The organism is Flavobacterium flavigenum, assembly GCF_027111255.2.
Lineage (GTDB): Bacteria > Bacteroidota > Bacteroidia > Flavobacteriales > Flavobacteriaceae > Flavobacterium > Flavobacterium flavigenum.
Window position 1 is genome coordinate 2679410 of record NZ_CP114285.2, and the last position, 17317, is coordinate 2696726.

Sequence of the window (17317 nt, forward strand, 5' to 3'; positions counted from 1 at the left end):
GGAAGCGCTTTAAATCTAATTATCCAATTATCTAATTATCTAATTATCTAATTTTAAAAAGATGTTTAAAAAAATATTAATTGCGAATAGAGGAGAAATTGCACTACGTGTAATCCGTACGTGTAAGGAAATGGGAATCAAGACTGTAGCGGTTTACTCTACAGCCGATGCGGAAAGCTTACATGTTAAGTTTGCAGACGAAGCGGTTTGTATTGGTCCTCCTCCAAGTAACTTATCGTATTTAAAAATGTCAAATATTATTGCTGCTGCAGAAATTACAAATGCAGATGCAATACATCCGGGATACGGATTTCTTTCAGAGAATGCTAAATTCTCTAAAATTTGTCAGGAGCACGGAATCAAATTTATTGGTGCAGCTCCTGAAATGATCGACCGAATGGGAGATAAAGCTTCTGCAAAAGCTACAATGAAAGCAGCAGGAGTACCATGTGTGCCAGGTTCAGACGGATTATTAGAATCTTTCGAGCATGCACAAAAAGTAGCTAAAGAAATCGGATACCCGGTTATGATGAAAGCTACTGCAGGTGGTGGTGGAAAAGGAATGCGTGCCATCTGGAAAGAAGATGAGCTTTTAAAAGCATGGGAAAGTGCACGTCAGGAAGCCGCCGCAGCATTTGGAAATGACGGTATGTACATGGAGAAACTTATCGAAGAGCCACGTCATATCGAAATTCAGGTTGTTGGTGATTCTTACGGAAAAGCATGTCACCTTTCTGAAAGAGACTGTTCTGTTCAGCGCCGTCACCAAAAATTGACTGAAGAGACACCTTCACCTTTCATGACTGATGAATTGCGCACAAGAATGGGTGAAGCGGCTGTAAAAGCAGCTGAATTCATTAAATACGAAGGAGCTGGAACTGTAGAATTTTTAGTGGATAAACACAGAAATTTCTATTTCATGGAAATGAATACACGTATTCAGGTAGAGCATCCAATTACTGAACAGGTAATTGATTATGATCTGATCCGTGAGCAGATTATGGTTGCTGCCGGAATTCCAATCTCTGGTAAAAACTATCTTCCGGAATTACACGCTATAGAAGTTCGTATTAACGCTGAAGACCCTTATAACGATTTTCGTCCTTCACCAGGAAAAATTACTACGCTTCACATGCCAGGTGGACACGGAGTTCGTTTAGATACTCACGTTTACTCAGGATATAGTATTCCGCCAAATTACGATTCCATGATTGCGAAGTTAATTACAACAGCGCAGTCCCGTGAAGAAGCTATCAGTAAAATGAGAAGAGCTCTTGACGAGTTTGTAATCGAAGGTGTGAAAACGACAATTCCTTTCCATAGACAATTAATGGATGATCCAAAATACATTGCAGGAGATTATACGACTGCTTTCATGGATACTTTCAAAATGAATAGTCCGGAATAATAATATTAAACCTCATTGAAAAATGAGGTTTTTTTATGCCTTGATTTTAGTGTATGTTGATTGTTTGAATCCATATTTAATTATGACAACTAAAAGTAAGTCTTTACAGTGCACATTCTTATTTTAAATTTTGAAAAGATCTTAAGCTCTATGTATTATAAGGTGCAGACGTTTCAGATGTCTTAGTAGTCTTAGGAACTAAAACAAGCGACTGTATGTATATAGATAAAAAAAATGCCACATCGTGCGTGATGTGGCATTTTTAATTATTAGCTTAAGCGATGTGTTAGTTTTTTATTTTGAAAGTAACTCTTCGGACTAACTTTCTTGCGGTAGCAGACTCTTTGTCTACAGAAGAATCTACGCCGCCTCTCATGACATTAATTCTTTCAGGAGCAATCTTCGCTTTAAGAAGAATTTCTTTTACATTGTTCGCTCTTTCATCTGCTAATTTTTCGTTGTATGAAGCATTACCAATTTCATCAGCATAACCCGTAATGTCAACAGAAGCTGATGAATTGTTTCTTAAATAGTTTAGTACAAAATTAATACCATCCATAGAAGATTCATTTGGAGTAGATTTGTTGAAATCGAAATAAGCGGCAACATAACCTCCGTTCACTAAATTTGTGATTGATTCCTTATCGCTCAATGGAGCATCTGATCTGCTTGGATAAGTTTTTGTTAAGTAACTCTCTAATTCATCAGGTATACCGTTATTATTTAAGTCAACTGCTCTTCCTTTAGAATCCACCATCAGTCCTGCAATAGTGTTCGGTTCTAAATCTAAATAATCAGCTACACCATCTTTATCACTATCATTTAACATTTTTTCAAGCTGATCAATTCTTTCTCTTTGAACAATTACTTCATTATCAACAATAGTAACCCAGTCAGCATGTTTTTCGTTTTTTCCCAGATATAATGTCAGACCTATAGTACCATTGATCAATGCTCCGCTCAAGCCTTTATCTTTATTTATTCCAGCTGCATCGTATGTGTAACCTTGAAAACCATTCATGATCGTTGAAAAATCTCCAGTCAGAACTAATCTGTCTGAAAGTTTAATCTGACCTGTTATCCCAATAATAAAATTCAACATTTTATCATCTAATGAAGAGTTTTTATCCTCAAAGTATGCGGCACCAATACCTGTATGTGCTAACAAGCCAATAGTATTTGTCCAGGTTTCGAAATTCATAATTCTTCCTAAATTAGCTACACCCTGTACATCAAATCTATAATATTTAGTATCAAAAGGTGGTGAGTTTTTATCCTCCTGAAAACTGTTGTAACCCAAATCAGCTTTCAAACCAAATTTATTATTGAGCATATATCTTACTCCTAAATCAACAACAAAAGGACTTATAGGTGATGTATAATATTTCATTGGCTTTTGTGGTTTGTTAAATCCACCTGCTAATTCGATAGACCATTTGTTGAAATTTCCATCAGCTAAACTTTCGACATTGCCTGTTTGAGCATTAGTCGTTACAACTCTTACAAGCAGAACTAGTAATAGTATAATTTTTTTCATTTTATATTCCAATTTTAAAATTTGCGCAAAATTACAATTTAATTTTTAACATTTAAGCATAGAGCTAACACAATTATTATGAATTGTTTGCGATTATGTTAATTTTTTTTTTGAAGTTTTAATTTTTGTATTATTATTCTGTTTATTCTGCAGAACTTTTATAATTGAATTCAAAAAAATTTTATTATAAGAAGTCATATGATATCATATATGTTCATATTAAATCTCAGATAAGATATCAAAAATTAGAATGTCAAAAAAAAAAATTTAATGACTAAACGCTTTCTCATAATTTTATGAATGAATTGAGTTTTGAATCTTCTTGTAGTTATAGATTAAAAATCTTCTATTGGGAATTTATAATTATTATTTCAATTCAGTCTTTCTTATGTTGTTCTGTATAGTCTTGATTCCCTTTAATTCTGGAATCTTCAGTGTGCATTCCGTTTGACATACCTAACATAAAGGCTGTTATGATTAAAATGAGTTTTCTTTTTATCCAAAGAAGTGGCTTTCGGGATTTACCCGAATTTGTCTTGTGATTTTGTTTATACATTTTGAAAATGATAAATGATTAGACATTAATTATCATCTTATGCCTGAATAGCATAAATGCTTAGAAAAGAAATTCCTAAGCGCTGTACAAACGGGTATGAAAATTACCTGAAGTAATGCGTTCGTTTACAAAAACAGATTGTTTTATAAATGAAATGCTATTTTGATGAAGAAGTTCGCACAATCTTAAAAGCTCTTTAGTCTGAAAACTAAAAACTTCTGAAATTCGAAGAAAAGTTATGAGTATCGGAAACGCAGTCTTTGCTAACGATTTCGTGTGAGTGTATCGATATAAACGAAAACTTTTAAAATCTAATTCCCTGCCTGCAACAATTTGAGAAGACTGGTAATAATCTGCTGATTTCGTCTTACTATTTAAAGTACCCTCACACGCAAGCATGACTAATGCCAAAAAGAGAGAGATAAGGTATTTTAAATGGTTTTTCATTTATTTAGGGTTATTGTTTTAATTCTGTTTTCATCTGCAGAGCTAAAGACTTGATTTTTTCGTGGCTCATTAAATCCGAATTTGCCTCTACGAACCAACTATTAAAATTTTCAATATCTTTTTTGATATAATAAGCTTGTAAAATATTGTATGCATTTTCAGAATTATAGGTTTTGTCCTTACATTCTTTAACAACTTTGCGACAAACAGTTTTAGCATCTTCCAATTTGTCGATTTTGGTTTCAGCATAAATTAATTCTTTATTGGTATAGGCGTCCAACGAATCTGTCTTTAAAGCTAATTTCAAAACATTAACAGCTTTCTCATATTGTTTTAAACAATTATAAGAGTAAGCTAACTCAACACGAAGGCCTTTATATTCCGGGTCAATTTTATTTGCTTTTTCCAGATACTCAAGTGCTTTTTGGCATTCATTCCAGCCATTGTACATAAAACCCCATTTGTAAAGACGCTCTATAGATCCCTCGCCTTTTTTATATAATTCAAGCCAGTCGGGAACCTTATCTACATACAATTCCTTAAATTTTGATTCGGGAATAAGTGCTACTAAGTTATTATTTGGCTGTAGTCGATATTTCATCGAACTTGTCTTCACTTTTTTATCCGTGATAAATTTGCCGGTTTTATCAATTTTAAAAAAACCTTCATATTCTAATGTTAATCCTGCCTGAGCATCAATGTATATGAATCCGAAATTATAAGCACCTGTGCTGTCTGCCGGAAAGGCGACCCATTTATCTTCGCATTGCACATACTTTTTATCAAACTGAAGACTATTTTGTGCTGAAAGACCGGATACTAAAAGAAAAATTAGAAAAGTAAAAAGTTGCTTCATATTTGAAAGATTAAAATCTGATTCCAAATATATAGATTTCATTTCGATTTCATACTCTCATTCTTACAAAGTAGAAAGTATAATCCCAAAGAAAAAACCAGGCAGCTCAATAACATTAAAATTCCGTTTTTCAATACAAAAAAGGAAAATCCAACCAATGGCGCTCCAATTATGACCATTAAAGCACTTATTGTATGTGTTTTGATAAAATTCACAGCATGTACAGCCAAACCAACAAAAAGAAGCGAAGGTCCAACAATTACAAACGGAAACACAATAGCCGGCGTGTTACTTAAATGTTCACTCAATGCAGATTTTGCTGCTTCATTGTCGCCATAACTCCACATAATAAAGTCGATAGTACAAAGCCCGATGTGCGCCACAACTCCTAAAGCTGTTATGACAGAAGCAACCGAATTCAGTTTGTTTTTTGGAAACACTTGATTGAAAGACAAAAGCAAACACGCTCCAATTAAATTAAACCAATGGGCAAAATCAACCGGTTTTTTGAAGTACTCAAAAGCAGCACTGTTTGAAAACATAATGTAACTTAGAACAAAAAAGAACAGTCCGATTAAACAAATGGTTTTTAGTTTCATGACTTTTGGTTTGTTGTAAAGACTTTGGGATTTGGAGTTTGTTACAGGTTTTGATTTTATATGTTTTTAATGTTTACATACTGTGTGGGCACAGATTACAAATCTGCGCTATCGGGTATCGTCTGAAATAGCATTCAAAACCAAATTCAACATTCTATTTAGTAAATCCTATCTTAATTTCTCCAAATAATATCCCTTTTTCATCTTTTAAAAAATCAACATTTTCAAGCTTAATTATATACTCAGCCTTATTTTTAATACTCCTTTTTAATAATTTACCCAAAGCATTAGACAAAACATTTTGAGTATACTTATCAAACTCCTTTATGCATTTACTAAGTTCATATTCTTCTCTGTCTTTTTGATTTCTTAAAAGTATAATCTTATTTTGAGTGAGATCATGTCTTATTATTTCGTATACATCATGTTTATAACTAGAATTTCCATCTGATTTATAATTTGACGAATGTGATCCAATCTTATTTCGCAGTTTTATAATTTCTAAATTCTTATAATTATTTTGAATTTCTTTTTTATTTGATAATTTATAAATTTCTACAAGATTAATGATTGCCTGACATTGGAGATAAATTGCATTCAGAATCCCGTATAATCTTAAATAAAACTCTCCAGATTCTTTAACTCTTGAAGGCCCTTGTAAATCAAATTTACGATAAGATTCTTTAGCCAACTCAGTATCATCAATTACATAAAATGCATTTAACAGAATATTCCAATGAAACTCATCTTCAAAACCGTATGTTTTCTTAACATCACTTTTAAATGATTCTGAGTTCTCGGGATTCCATCTGATAGAGAAATCATGTAAAATACCTTTTTGAATATCATTATATTTTTCTATTAAACTCTGCATAATATTAATTTACATTTAACAACAATACCAATATACATAAAATACCGTATCGATAATCTTTTTTTAACTTCTAACAACCAAGACCGCGTGAGGGATAGAGGCGGTATCTTTTATGAAAGTCCCGATAGCTATCGGAACGGAATAAAAGATATAGCCGAAAGCCCGGCCCTTGGGACACGGCCAAAGATTATAGATTCTAATTTATTTACAATCTTCTAAAGAAATCGTTTAATTAAGGATTAGCAATTTTGATTGTAAAGTTAATTGCAAGGATTCTTCGTCCCTCAGAATGACAGGATTAAAGATTTGCTTTGCGGAATTTTTAGTGTGATTTCTCCTTGCGTCGAAATGACAAGATGCTAAAAAAAATCTGCGTAAATCTGCAAAATCTGCGTGAAACAAAAACTTTGTGATTTCGTACCATTGTGGCAAAAACAAAAATTAATAAATAGGAAAACTTTAATAAATCAATTTTACGTTGATTACTTAAAATTAGTAATTTTGAAATATCAAGTTCAATATCTAAGTTATTATGAAATATCATCAAATAAACAGTGCTCTTTTTGTAAAAAACCGAAGAAAGTTCACAGCTGAAATGAAACCGAACAGTGTTGCGGTTTTTAATTCCAATGACATTTACCCTATTAGTGCCGACAGTACGATGCCGTTTGCACAACACCGTGATATTTTTTATCTGAGCGGTGTCGATCAGGAAGAAAGTATTTTGCTTTTGTTTCCGGATGCGCCTTACGAAAACCAAAAAGAAATGCTTTTTCTGAAAGAAACCAGCGAACACATTGCGATTTGGGAAGGCGAAAAACTGACTAAGGAACGTGCTTTTCAGGTTTCGGGAATCAGGACGGTTTACTGGCTGCAGGATTTTCATAAAGTTTTAAACGAAATGATGACCTACGCCGATACCATGTACATCAACACTAACGAGCATTATCGTGCAGCTGTAGAAACAGAAACACGTGAAGCCCGTTTTGTAAAATGGTGGAAGGAAAAATATCCGGCACACAATGTCGCAAAAAGCAACCCGATTTTACAGCGAATCCGTTCTGTAAAAGAAAGCGAGGAAATCGATTTGATTCAGAAAGCCTGTGACATTACCGAGAAAGGTTTCCGCAGACTGCTTCCGTTTGTAAAACCAAATGTGACAGAATACGAAATCGAAGCTGAACTGATTCACGAATTCATCCGCAACCGTTCTAAAGGCTTCGCTTATACACCGATTATCGCTTCGGGAAACAATGCGAATGTTTTGCATTATATCGAAAACAACCAGCAATGTAAAGCCGGAGATTTGATTTTACTAGATGTTGCGGCAGAATACGCTAATTATTCGAGCGATATGACCAGAACGATTCCGGTTTCCGGTAAATATTCTGATCGCCAAAAGGCAGTTTACAATGCGGTTTTAAATGTAAAAAATGAAGCTACCAAAATGCTGACGCCGGGAACGCTTTGGAAACAATATCATGTTGAAGTGGGTAAAATCATGACTTCTGAATTATTAGGTTTAGGCTTAATTGACAAAGCTGATGTTCAGAACGAAAATCTGGACTGGCCAGCTTACAAAAAATATTTCATGCACGGAACTTCTCATCACATGGGATTGGACACGCACGATTACGGATTGCTTCACGAACCTATGAAAGCGAATATGGTTTTTACCGTTGAACCTGGAATCTACATTCCGGCAGAAGGTTTCGGAATTCGTCTGGAAGATAATGTTGTGATTCAGGAAAAGGGAGAACCTTTTAATTTGATGCGCAATATTCCGATTGAAGTTGATGAGATTGAGAGTCTTATGAATTCTTAAATAAAGAAAGCCCTTAATAATTGATATCATTAAGGGCTTTTAAATTTATAAATCGGTTAATATTATCCGATTTTTGCTATTTGTACATCTAATTCGAATTTACCTGTAGCTTCGTTTTCGTTGATCAATTCGAAAAGTTCTAAGGCTCTTCTTGCATTTTTCTCCTCTTCTCTTTGCTCAGCTACATACCACATCATAAAGTCTTCTGTAGCATAGTCATTTTCAGCTCTGCATTTTGCGATTACTCTATTGATTGCCTGAGTAACGGCAATTTCATTTTGCAAAGCGATTTCAAATACTTCCCTGAAAGAAGCAAACTCCTGTTGTACTTCCGGAACAGATGGCGTAACTGCAATCCCTCCCATATCGGTAATAAATTTGAAAATTTTCAGGAAATGTTCTCTTTCTTCTTCCGCCTGCTTATACAGATATGATGCTGTATTATCGTAACCGTTTCTATCCAGCCATGCAGCCATAGCTAAATATTTATTAGAAGCGTCACTTTCTATTTTTGCCTGTAAGTTCAATATATTTTCTATTCCTTCAGTTAATGAAGTACTGGTTCTTAGTAAATCTTTCATAATCATTAATTTTTTATACATGTAAATTTACAAAATATAAAAACAAAAGCCTTAATCGCCTGAAAATTTGGATTTAATCTAAGTAAGAATCTAAATTAGCTCAACATTTGCAATACTGCAAAGCATAGAATGCAAACTAAGTGTAAATTTAGTGCCGTTTAATAATTCACGAAGCTGCACTATTTCGCAGATGGTAAGATTTCTGGAGAAATTTTTTTTAGTAGTTTCAATCAGCTGTACATCAGCATGATCAGACAAATCATAAAGCATGTCTAAAATATCGACACTATTGACTTTTCTTTGGAAAATTAAAAAATCCTGAATTTTATAACTTGACACTATATCAGTAAAATTAATGATGATACTATTGGTCAAATCACACTGATAACTATATCCTTTTTCAGTTTCAAATAATATTTTGGTGGTCAAATCGCTAACTAATGCCATTCTGATAAAATTATAACGCTGCAAAAATATAGAATTTAAACGAATTAAATACATAATTAAGACTAATTTAAAATAACAAAAGCTGTTTTTGTTTTTAAAAATCTATTAACAATATAAAAGTTGTAACATTATAGAGCATCATTCGACTTATTTTAAAACTATATAACTTAGAAATTATGCAGGCACACGAAATAGATTATCAGATTTTTGGAGAAGAAATGCAATATGTTGAAATAGACTTAGACCCGCAGGAAATTGTAATAGCCGAAGCCGGCAGCTTTATGATGATGGAAAATAATATCCAGATGGAAACCATATTCGGCGATGGTTCACAGCAGCAGGGATCGGGTTTATTTGGCAAACTTTTAAATGCCGGAAAAAGGGTTCTTACGGGAGAAAGCTTGTTTATGACTGCATTTTTAAATCAGGGTAATACCAAAAGTAAAGTTTCATTTGCATCACCCTATCCCGGAAAAATACTTCCGATTGATTTAACCGAATTTCAGGGGAAATTTATCTGCCAAAAAAGTTCGTTTCTATGTGCAGCCAAAGGTGTTTCCGTTGGGATAGAATTTTCTCAGAAACTGGGTCGAGGATTGTTTGGCGGAGAAGGATTTATCATGCAGAAAATTGAAGGAGACGGAATGGCCTTTGTTCATTCAGGAGGAACAATGGCTAAAAAAGTTTTAGCACACGGTGAAGTCCTGAAAGTAGATACAGGATGCATTATTGGTTTTACCAAAGACGTCAATTATGATATTGAATTTATTGGTGGTATTAAGAATTCTATTTTTGGAGGCGAAGGCTTATTTTATGCTACTTTAAAAGGTCCGGGAACAGTTTACATACAATCATTGCCTTTCTCCAGACTCGCAGACCGCATCATTGCATCGGCACCAAGATCCGGGGGAAACAGTCGCGATGAAGGAAGTCTTCTTGGCGGATTAGGAAATCTTTTGGATGGAGATAATCGATTTTAATCTATAAAAAAGCTTTCAAAATGAAGGCTGTTTTATTTATACCAAAACTGCATTTATCATAAGAAAACAATACAACATAACAGCTAAAACTCATATTTTAAACTTAAATTTCTTATATGGTTTATCGTTTATTATCTTTGCTTTTCACATTATAAAACTTCATTTTGAAAACCGTTCTATATAAAAACACTACCATATCCTATACTGATTCAGGCGAAGGAACAGCAATTGTTTTACTTCACGGCTTTCTGGAAAACAAAAAAATGTGGCAGGATTATGCTGCTTTTTTCTCTGAAAATTATCGCATAATTACCATTGATTTATTGGGCCACGGCGAATCCGAATGTTTAGGTTATGTTCATGAAATGGAAGAAAATGCCAGAGCTGTCAATGCCGTTTTAGAAAATCTGAAAATTGAAAAAGCGATAATTCTTGGGCATTCAATGGGCGGTTACGTTGGTCTGGCTTTCGCCGAATTATACCCGGAAAAGCTACAAAAACTGATTTTGCTAAATTCAACTTCAAAAGAAGATAGCGCAGAAAAAAAAATAAACAGAACTCGTGCTATTAAAGCGGTAAAACAAAACTATGCCAGCTTTGTTAGTATGTCGATTGCAAATTTATTTAGTGAAAATAATCGCGAGCGTCTTGCAAACGAAATTGAAAAAGTAAAAAAAGAAGCATTAAAAACACCTTTGCAGGGAATTGTAGCTTCACTTGAAGGAATGAAAATCAGGAAAGACAGGGAAAATATTTTGAAACAAAACCTTTTTCGTGTTTTATTGGTTTTGGGAAAAAAAGATCCTGTTTTAAATTATGATGAAAATATATCTCAAATCAAAAATACAAATGCGCAACTTGTTTCTTTTGAGGACGGGCACATGAGCCAAATTGAGAATAACGAAGATTTGAAAAAAGTTCTATCTGATTTTTTCAGGGATTAAGAATTGCGTAAAATAGAAAAAAGACCGATCATCATTGTGAAACGGCCTTTCTTCATTATCGGGGGCAAAATCTTAATCGCTTTAATTTTTGACTTCTCATGTCAAATTTCTAAAATAATATATTTTTTTAGACGCGACAAAGGTATTTGAATAAATATAACTTTTCAATGAATGACTGTTAAAATACGGCCTAAAAATAAGTGTTAGTATCACTTTTATTAATAACACATCAATTCTTTCTTTTTAAAATAAACTGCATAAAAAATCTTACTTAATAATTTATATCTCATTAAAAAACAATAAGATAAAAGAATAAAATTTAATTTAATAATTATAAAATGCGGTACGGTAATTAAAAATATATAATTAAATGAAGGATGTATTTGACAATTAACCTTTCTCAATAAGATCTTCTTTCTTATTTATATCATGCAGTTTGCCTTCTTTAATCAAAACCAACCTAGTAGAAATTTTGATTACATTCTGATAATCATTATCAGTAATAATGATTCCTTTTCTTTGTTTATTCGATCTTATCAACATTCAAAGCAATCTATTAAAATTGGAGACATCTTTTGAGAGTCATTCGGCAAAACAAATTATCTAGCAGCTTTAAAAATCCGAATATATTTAAAAGCTTCCTCATAATTAATTAATCTTTTCTTCAAAAGGAATATTAGCATCAAAAATCTCATTTAATAACAATACTATTTCATTCAAATAATTATTTAAAGTTTCACTAGTAACATTGATATCCAATTCTTTATCTTCCTTAAATCCAAACCTTAAAAAACCAGACTTCAAATTTTTAAATGAAATAATTCCTACTTCTACAGCAAATTCACCAGCTTGCTTTTCAAACATAAAAGCATAAGCCAATACCTGAATAATTTTATCATTTTTAAGCTCCTGCGTCAATCCGTTCCATGATTTCAGGATAACATTAGCTTTTTCAACTTTTCCTGTCTTATAATCAATGATTCTTATCTTTCCGTTACGTAGTTCAATCCTATCTACATTTCCTTTTATTAAAACAGGAAATGGCAGACTAGGATGAATTAAATCACGCCCGAATGTTTCTTCTAAAGCGATAATTTTAACTACATCCCCATTTTTAATTGCTTCCAATTCCATTTTTAAAAAATTAGAAACATTGCGCTTTGCAACCTCAAAAGCCAGAAGATTACGCCCTTTTTTGATTTCACCTTCTTTATAAACCAGCTTAAACTGTTTTAAAACCTCATCATCTAAAAGCTTAAAGCAATTTAAAATATCGGATTCCGAAATAAACTTACCGATAAAAGGCTCGTATAGGGCTTTCAGGGTTTCATGAATTATGGTTCCGAGTGTATTCAAAGCAATATTTTCTTCGACTTCTTCGACTTCCCGGATGCGGAGTATTTTTTGAAAATAAAAATCGATTGGATTCCGAATATAGCTTGTCAGTGCAGAAGGAGAAAATCCAGTGGAAGCAATTTCTTTCAAACGCGCCATTACGGCATCTGACTTTGGAATTGACATTGGTTTATAGGCAGTTGTTGGCAGTACCGGATTGTAAATATCAAAAGTTAAATTATGTTTTGGCTGCTTTTCCACTTCTAATTGTGTGATAAATCGGCTGCGTTCACCAGCATCAAGTCCGTCATTTTCGGTATTATGTATCAGATAGATATTTTTAGCTCTTTGCAGCAAATGATAAAAATGATATGTATAAATAGCATCTTTTTCTTTAAAAGTTGGCAAGCCAAGCTCCCTCTTTACATCATATGGGATAAATGAATTTTGAGATTTGCCGGCAGGAAATTTTCCTTCATTCATAGAAGTTACAATTACTGTATCAAAATCAAGGACACGGCTTTCCAAAACCCCCATAATTTGCATGCCATTTAAAGGCTCTCCTTCAAATGAAACCTCTGCAACGTCTATTACTTGCTTATATATTGCATACAAAGTCTGAATGTTATCAATATGAGTATGCTTAGAATAATAATTGATTAACTTATTGATAACTTTAAAAATAGAGAACACAAAAGTTTTTGCGATTTTCTCTTCTTCATTGTCATTACTGAAATTTCCTTTAATCAAAAGTAAAAGTGCCGAAATACTTTCGAGTACAGCTAAAGATCCATTTTCCCATTTTTGAAACAGGAGACTAAACAAATCTGACGGATTAAAATTGAGTTCGTTTAATCTGGTATGGGTAATAAAAGTGTAATTATTTTCTTTTATAATTTTAACCAATTCACTGGTTTTAGCAAAAGGCTGAATTAACGGATGTGTGAGAATATCAAGCACATCCTTGTAATAAAAAACATAGCTTGCCCCATTTCTGGAAAGGGCATTTGTATGCATTTTGAACAATTTGGCAATTAAAATTTGTGACGGATTGTTTTTACCTGAATACCCCATAGTAATATTCAATGCACCAACAGAATTTGGCAAAGAATACAAAACTGGGATTAGTAAATTTTCTTCACCAAGCACAATTGCTACTTTATCAAGAGAAGAACCTGGATTATCTTTCAGAATATTTTCAATAATGCTTCCGGAAAGTTTTGCCTGTCCAATAGTTTTTGGAGTCCCTATTACCTGAATATTCTTTGTCTGGGAAAAATCATTTGTAATCCACTCAAAAGGATTTGATTTATAATGTTTCCAGTTTTCTTTAAACCGTCTTACAAAAAGTCCAGCATCATGGTAAGGATCATTTAGAAACGTTTGGTCTATATCCCAATAAATTTTTGCCTGATCAAGAGCTAAAAGATGCTGTACTATTTTCTCCTCAGCAGCATTTAAAGCATTAAAACCTGCAAAAACATACGTTTTATTTGAAATAGAGTTTGAAAAATGATTTAAGTTATTTACTGCTTCACGATATATTAAACCCTGATAACCAAAACCTTTATTGAACAAATGGCTATATAAAGCTTCATAATAAACTGGCAGCAATTTCCAAAAATCAATATAATTTTCAAGGAGTTTCGTTTTATTTTCAACTTCAATCCCCCACTTTTTAATATCTTCAATATCTTTTAGATAAGATAAAACATGCGAAGGCTCCAGAAGATATCGGTCAATTTCATTAAAATCCTGAAGAAGCGTTTTTGCCCAATTTGCAAATAATTCAAATGACTGTTGATGCTGTTTTTCTGTAACAGAGAGATAAACTTCGTAAAATTCAAACAACAATTCAATTGAATCAACAGAACGAATAGAAGCAACTTCCTGTACAAAATCCTCAATTGAAATAATATCAGGAGAGAGAATTGTTTTATTTGTTTGTTTCCTTAATGCTTCAATCAAAAAAACCTTAGCTCTTTTGTTAGGGAGAACTATGGTAATTTCAAATAACCTGTCAGAATAATCCTGAATAATAGTAGCTGCAATTTTTTCTAAAAAAGAAGTGTTTATCATATGATAAAAATAAAAAAAGCCATTCAATTAAGAATGGCTTTTTAAAATTATTTAGAAAAGTAAATTATAGTTTACCTTCGTATTTAGAACCAATATGTTTGATTTCAGTTCTTCTGTTTTGAGCTTTACCTGCTGGAGTTTTATTACTTGCAACTGGCTGAGACTCACCAAAACCTTTAGAAACTAAGTTATCAACGCTAATTCCTCTTTCGATTAATGCATTCATAACAGCTGCAGCTCTGTCTTCAGAAAGTTTTTGATTCAATTTGTCAGAACCATCACTATCTGTATGACCTTCAATACTGAATTTCGCGTTAGGATAGTTTTTAAGGATTTCTTTAATTGCATCTAATCTTGCAAGAGTTTCTTTATCTCCTGTTTTGAATGTAGCTTTACCTGAGTTAAAGTAAACAGCTCTTGCCTGAACTTTAAGTTCTTCTAATGCTTCAGTAGTTACTTCAGGACAACCTCTGTTACTAGCTGGACCAGCTACAGTAGGACAATCGTCATCTTTATCTAAAACTCCATCTTTATCAGCATCTAAGAAAGGACAACCACCGTTTTCTTTCGGACCAGCCTCATTAGGACATTTATCATCTTTATCAGCAACTCCGTCACCGTCAGCATCAGGACAACCTTTTAAAGCAGCTAAACCAGCAACATCCGGACAAGCGTCATCTTTATCAGCAATTCCGTCTCCGTCTGTATCAGGACATCCGTTTAATGCAGCTAGACCAAATACATCTGGACAAGCATCAGAAGCATCAACAATTCCGTCTCCGTCAGTATCAGGACAACCGTTGAATTGTTTCAAACCAGCAACATCCGGACAAGCGTCATCTTTATCGTAAACTCCGTCACCGTCAGTATCTTTACCTCCGAATTTGAAAACTAAACCTGCAGTATGCTGGAAGTGAGATGGAGCATCTGGCTCACCATTTGTATCTCTATCACCGCCTACAGCCCATTTATATCTTGAAGCAAGTTCAAGACCAATAGCATCTGTAAACCAAAAAGTTAAACCAATACCTGGATTCACAGTACCATAACTGCTATCACCAAAGAAAGTATAGCCTCCACCAACAGATAACGAAGGATCAATTACTTTAGATTTAATTAATTCCTGGAAGCTATATTTAATAGTAGCATCAATTCCGTAGTACATTAAATCTCCTGGATTGTAAACAACATTTCCTCTTGAGTCATGATCTGGACTTGATGGATCAAATACAACATATTTATCAATTTTGTTTACAGAACCTTGTAAACCAAGAGAAAAACCACTTCCAACGTATCTAGATACACCAATGTAAGATAAAGAAGGAAGAATATTCCAGTTGTCTTTAACACCGAATGGCTGAGAAAAGTGTTGATCAAAGAAACCACTTCCTGAACCAGAGCTTGTTCTGGTATCAACGGCATTAACCCCAAAAGAGATAGCCCATGGATTGTTACTGTCCTGTGCGTGAGCATTTAAACCCATCGCCATTAATACAGCAACAAAAAGTTTGTTAAGATGTTTCATACTTATTTTTTTTAATTACAATTTAGTTAATTATAGACAAAAGTAACACGTAATTTTTTAAATACAAAATGTTATGTTAAAAAAAACCTACAAAAATTGCTCCAAATGGTAATTATATAACTTTTAACATTTTCCCTACAAACTCAAATGCTTCTATTGCTCTGTCTAAATGTTCTTTAGTATGGGCTGCGGATAACTGCACTCTAATTCGTGCTTTCCCCTTAGGAACTACAGGAAAAAAGAAGCCAATTACATATATTCCTTTTTTTAGAAGCTCATCAGCCATATTTTGGGATAATTTTGCATCATACAACATAACAGGAACAATGGCTGAATCCCCATCTATAATATCAAAACCTGCTTTTTTCATTCCATCTTTAAAGTAACTGGTATTCCAGGCTAATTTATCTCTTAAAGATGTATCTTTTTCCAGGAGCTCAAAAACTTTAATAGAAGCGCCTACTATTGCCGGAGCTAAAGAATTTGAAAACAAATATGGTCGTGAACGCTGACGCAGCAATTCAATGATTTCTTTTTTGGCAGTAGTATATCCTCCCATTGCACCTCCAAGGGCTTTACCGAGGGTTCCCGTTATGATATCAACTCTTCCCATTACTCCTTTTGCTTCAAGGGTTCCTTTTCCTGTTGCTCCAATGAATCCGGCTGCATGACATTCATCCACCATCACCATTGCATCATATTTATCTGCAAGGTCACAAATTTCATCCAGTGGCGCTACAAGTCCGTCCATAGAAAAAACACCATCTGTAACAATTAATTTAAAACGTGCCCCAGCTTCATTAGCCTTAATCAATTGCTGTTCTAAATCTGCCATATCACTATTTTCATAACGATAACGTGCAGCTTTGCATAAACGCACCCCATCAATAATCGAGGCATGATTCAGACTATCTGAGATTATAGCATCATTTTCTCCTAATAAGGGTTCAAAAACTCCTCCATTAGCATCAAAAGCGGCTGCATAAAGAATAGTATCTTCTGTACCATAAAAATCTGCAATCTTTTTCTCTAAAGTTTTATGAATATCCTGTGTTCCGCAGATAAAGCGAACAGATGACATCCCAAAACCGTGTGTATCCATTGCATTCTTTGCTGCCTGAATAACTTCAGGATGCGATGAAAGTCCTAAATAATTATTAGCACAAAAATTCAAAACCTTTTCTCCTGTAGAAATAGTAATTTCTGCATCCTGAGCAGAGGTTATAATACGTTCTTTTTTAAAAATCCCGTTTTCTTCAATTGACTGGAGCTCATTTTGTAGATGCTCTTTAATTTTTCCGTACATTTCAATATTTTATAATAT

The 17317-nt window shown here is 33.5% G+C and carries 14 protein-coding genes; 4 read left to right on the forward strand and 10 right to left on the reverse strand.

Features of this window, described 5'->3' with window-relative positions; all coding sequences use genetic code 11:
• Nucleotides 1-61 precede the first annotated feature (61 nt).
• Nucleotides 62-1408, forward strand: a complete 1347-nt coding sequence (accC, locus tag OZP09_RS10995) for an acetyl-CoA carboxylase biotin carboxylase subunit (protein WP_163395367.1) — start codon at nt 62-64, stop codon at nt 1406-1408.
• A 286-nt stretch (nt 1409-1694) separates the two neighbouring features.
• Here accC and OZP09_RS11000 read toward each other — a convergent pair whose 3' ends face one another.
• The 5 genes from OZP09_RS11000 to OZP09_RS11025 all read right to left on the reverse strand — a co-directional run bounded on the left by OZP09_RS11000 (nt 1695) and on the right by OZP09_RS11025 (nt 6277).
• Complete coding sequence (locus tag OZP09_RS11000) at nt 1695-2945, reverse strand: OmpA family protein (RefSeq protein WP_269233717.1); 1251 nt, start codon at nt 2943-2945, stop codon at nt 1695-1697.
• A gap of 631 nt (nt 2946-3576) precedes the next feature.
• Nucleotides 3577-3948 (reverse strand): hypothetical protein, encoded by a 372-nt coding sequence (locus tag OZP09_RS11010; RefSeq protein WP_269233719.1) that lies wholly within the window; start codon nt 3946-3948, stop codon nt 3577-3579.
• 10 nt (nt 3949-3958) lie between these two features.
• The gene (locus OZP09_RS11015; RefSeq protein ID WP_269233720.1) at nt 3959-4804 is read right to left on the reverse strand and encodes a tetratricopeptide repeat protein; all 846 of its coding nucleotides are present in this window, start codon (nt 4802-4804) and stop codon (nt 3959-3961) included.
• Between the two features lie 38 nt (nt 4805-4842).
• Nucleotides 4843-5403, reverse strand: coding sequence for a hypothetical protein (locus OZP09_RS11020; protein ID WP_269233721.1), 561 nt, complete (start codon nt 5401-5403; stop codon nt 4843-4845).
• Nucleotides 5404-5557: 154 nt separating this feature from the next.
• The gene (locus OZP09_RS11025) at nt 5558-6277 is read right to left on the reverse strand and encodes a hypothetical protein (RefSeq protein ID WP_269233722.1); all 720 of its coding nucleotides are present in this window, start codon (nt 6275-6277) and stop codon (nt 5558-5560) included.
• Between the two features lie 532 nt (nt 6278-6809).
• On the opposite strand from OZP09_RS11025, the gene OZP09_RS11030 reads away from it, so the two are divergent.
• Nucleotides 6810-8102, forward strand: a complete 1293-nt coding sequence (locus OZP09_RS11030) for an aminopeptidase P family protein (RefSeq protein WP_269233723.1) — start codon at nt 6810-6812, stop codon at nt 8100-8102.
• A gap of 62 nt (nt 8103-8164) precedes the next feature.
• Here the strand turns inward: OZP09_RS11030 and OZP09_RS11035 are convergent, their stop codons facing one another.
• Together OZP09_RS11035 and OZP09_RS11040 are read right to left on the reverse strand one after the other, a co-directional pair.
• The gene (locus tag OZP09_RS11035) at nt 8165-8683 is read right to left on the reverse strand and encodes a ferritin (RefSeq protein ID WP_269233724.1); all 519 of its coding nucleotides are present in this window, start codon (nt 8681-8683) and stop codon (nt 8165-8167) included.
• 90 nt (nt 8684-8773) lie between these two features.
• Complete coding sequence (locus tag OZP09_RS11040; protein ID WP_281310750.1) at nt 8774-9130, reverse strand: hypothetical protein; 357 nt, start codon at nt 9128-9130, stop codon at nt 8774-8776.
• Nucleotides 9131-9306: 176 nt separating this feature from the next.
• Between OZP09_RS11040 and OZP09_RS11045 the strand changes: the two genes are divergently transcribed.
• Both OZP09_RS11045 and OZP09_RS11050 read left to right on the forward strand, forming a co-directional pair.
• Nucleotides 9307-10110, forward strand: a complete 804-nt coding sequence (locus tag OZP09_RS11045; protein ID WP_281310751.1) for a TIGR00266 family protein — start codon at nt 9307-9309, stop codon at nt 10108-10110.
• A 164-nt stretch (nt 10111-10274) separates the two neighbouring features.
• On the forward strand, nt 10275-11054 hold the full coding sequence (locus OZP09_RS11050; protein ID WP_281310752.1) for an alpha/beta fold hydrolase: 780 nt from the start codon (nt 10275-10277) through the stop codon (nt 11052-11054).
• Nucleotides 11055-11702: 648 nt separating this feature from the next.
• Here the strand turns inward: OZP09_RS11050 and OZP09_RS11055 are convergent.
• The 3 genes from OZP09_RS11055 to kbl form a co-directional block, all read right to left on the reverse strand.
• Nucleotides 11703-14468: a PD-(D/E)XK nuclease family protein gene (locus OZP09_RS11055; protein ID WP_269233726.1), complete on the reverse strand. Its 2766-nt coding sequence runs from the start codon at nt 14466-14468 to the stop codon at nt 11703-11705.
• A 64-nt stretch (nt 14469-14532) separates the two neighbouring features.
• A complete protein-coding gene (locus OZP09_RS11060) occupies nt 14533-15993 on the reverse strand; it encodes an OmpA family protein (protein WP_269233727.1) in 1461 nt (486 codons plus the stop codon).
• Nucleotides 15994-16105: 112 nt separating this feature from the next.
• Entirely contained in the window at nt 16106-17299 is a 1194-nt protein-coding gene (kbl, locus tag OZP09_RS11065) for a glycine C-acetyltransferase (protein ID WP_269233729.1), read from the reverse strand.
• Nucleotides 17300-17317: the final 18 nt, after the last annotated feature.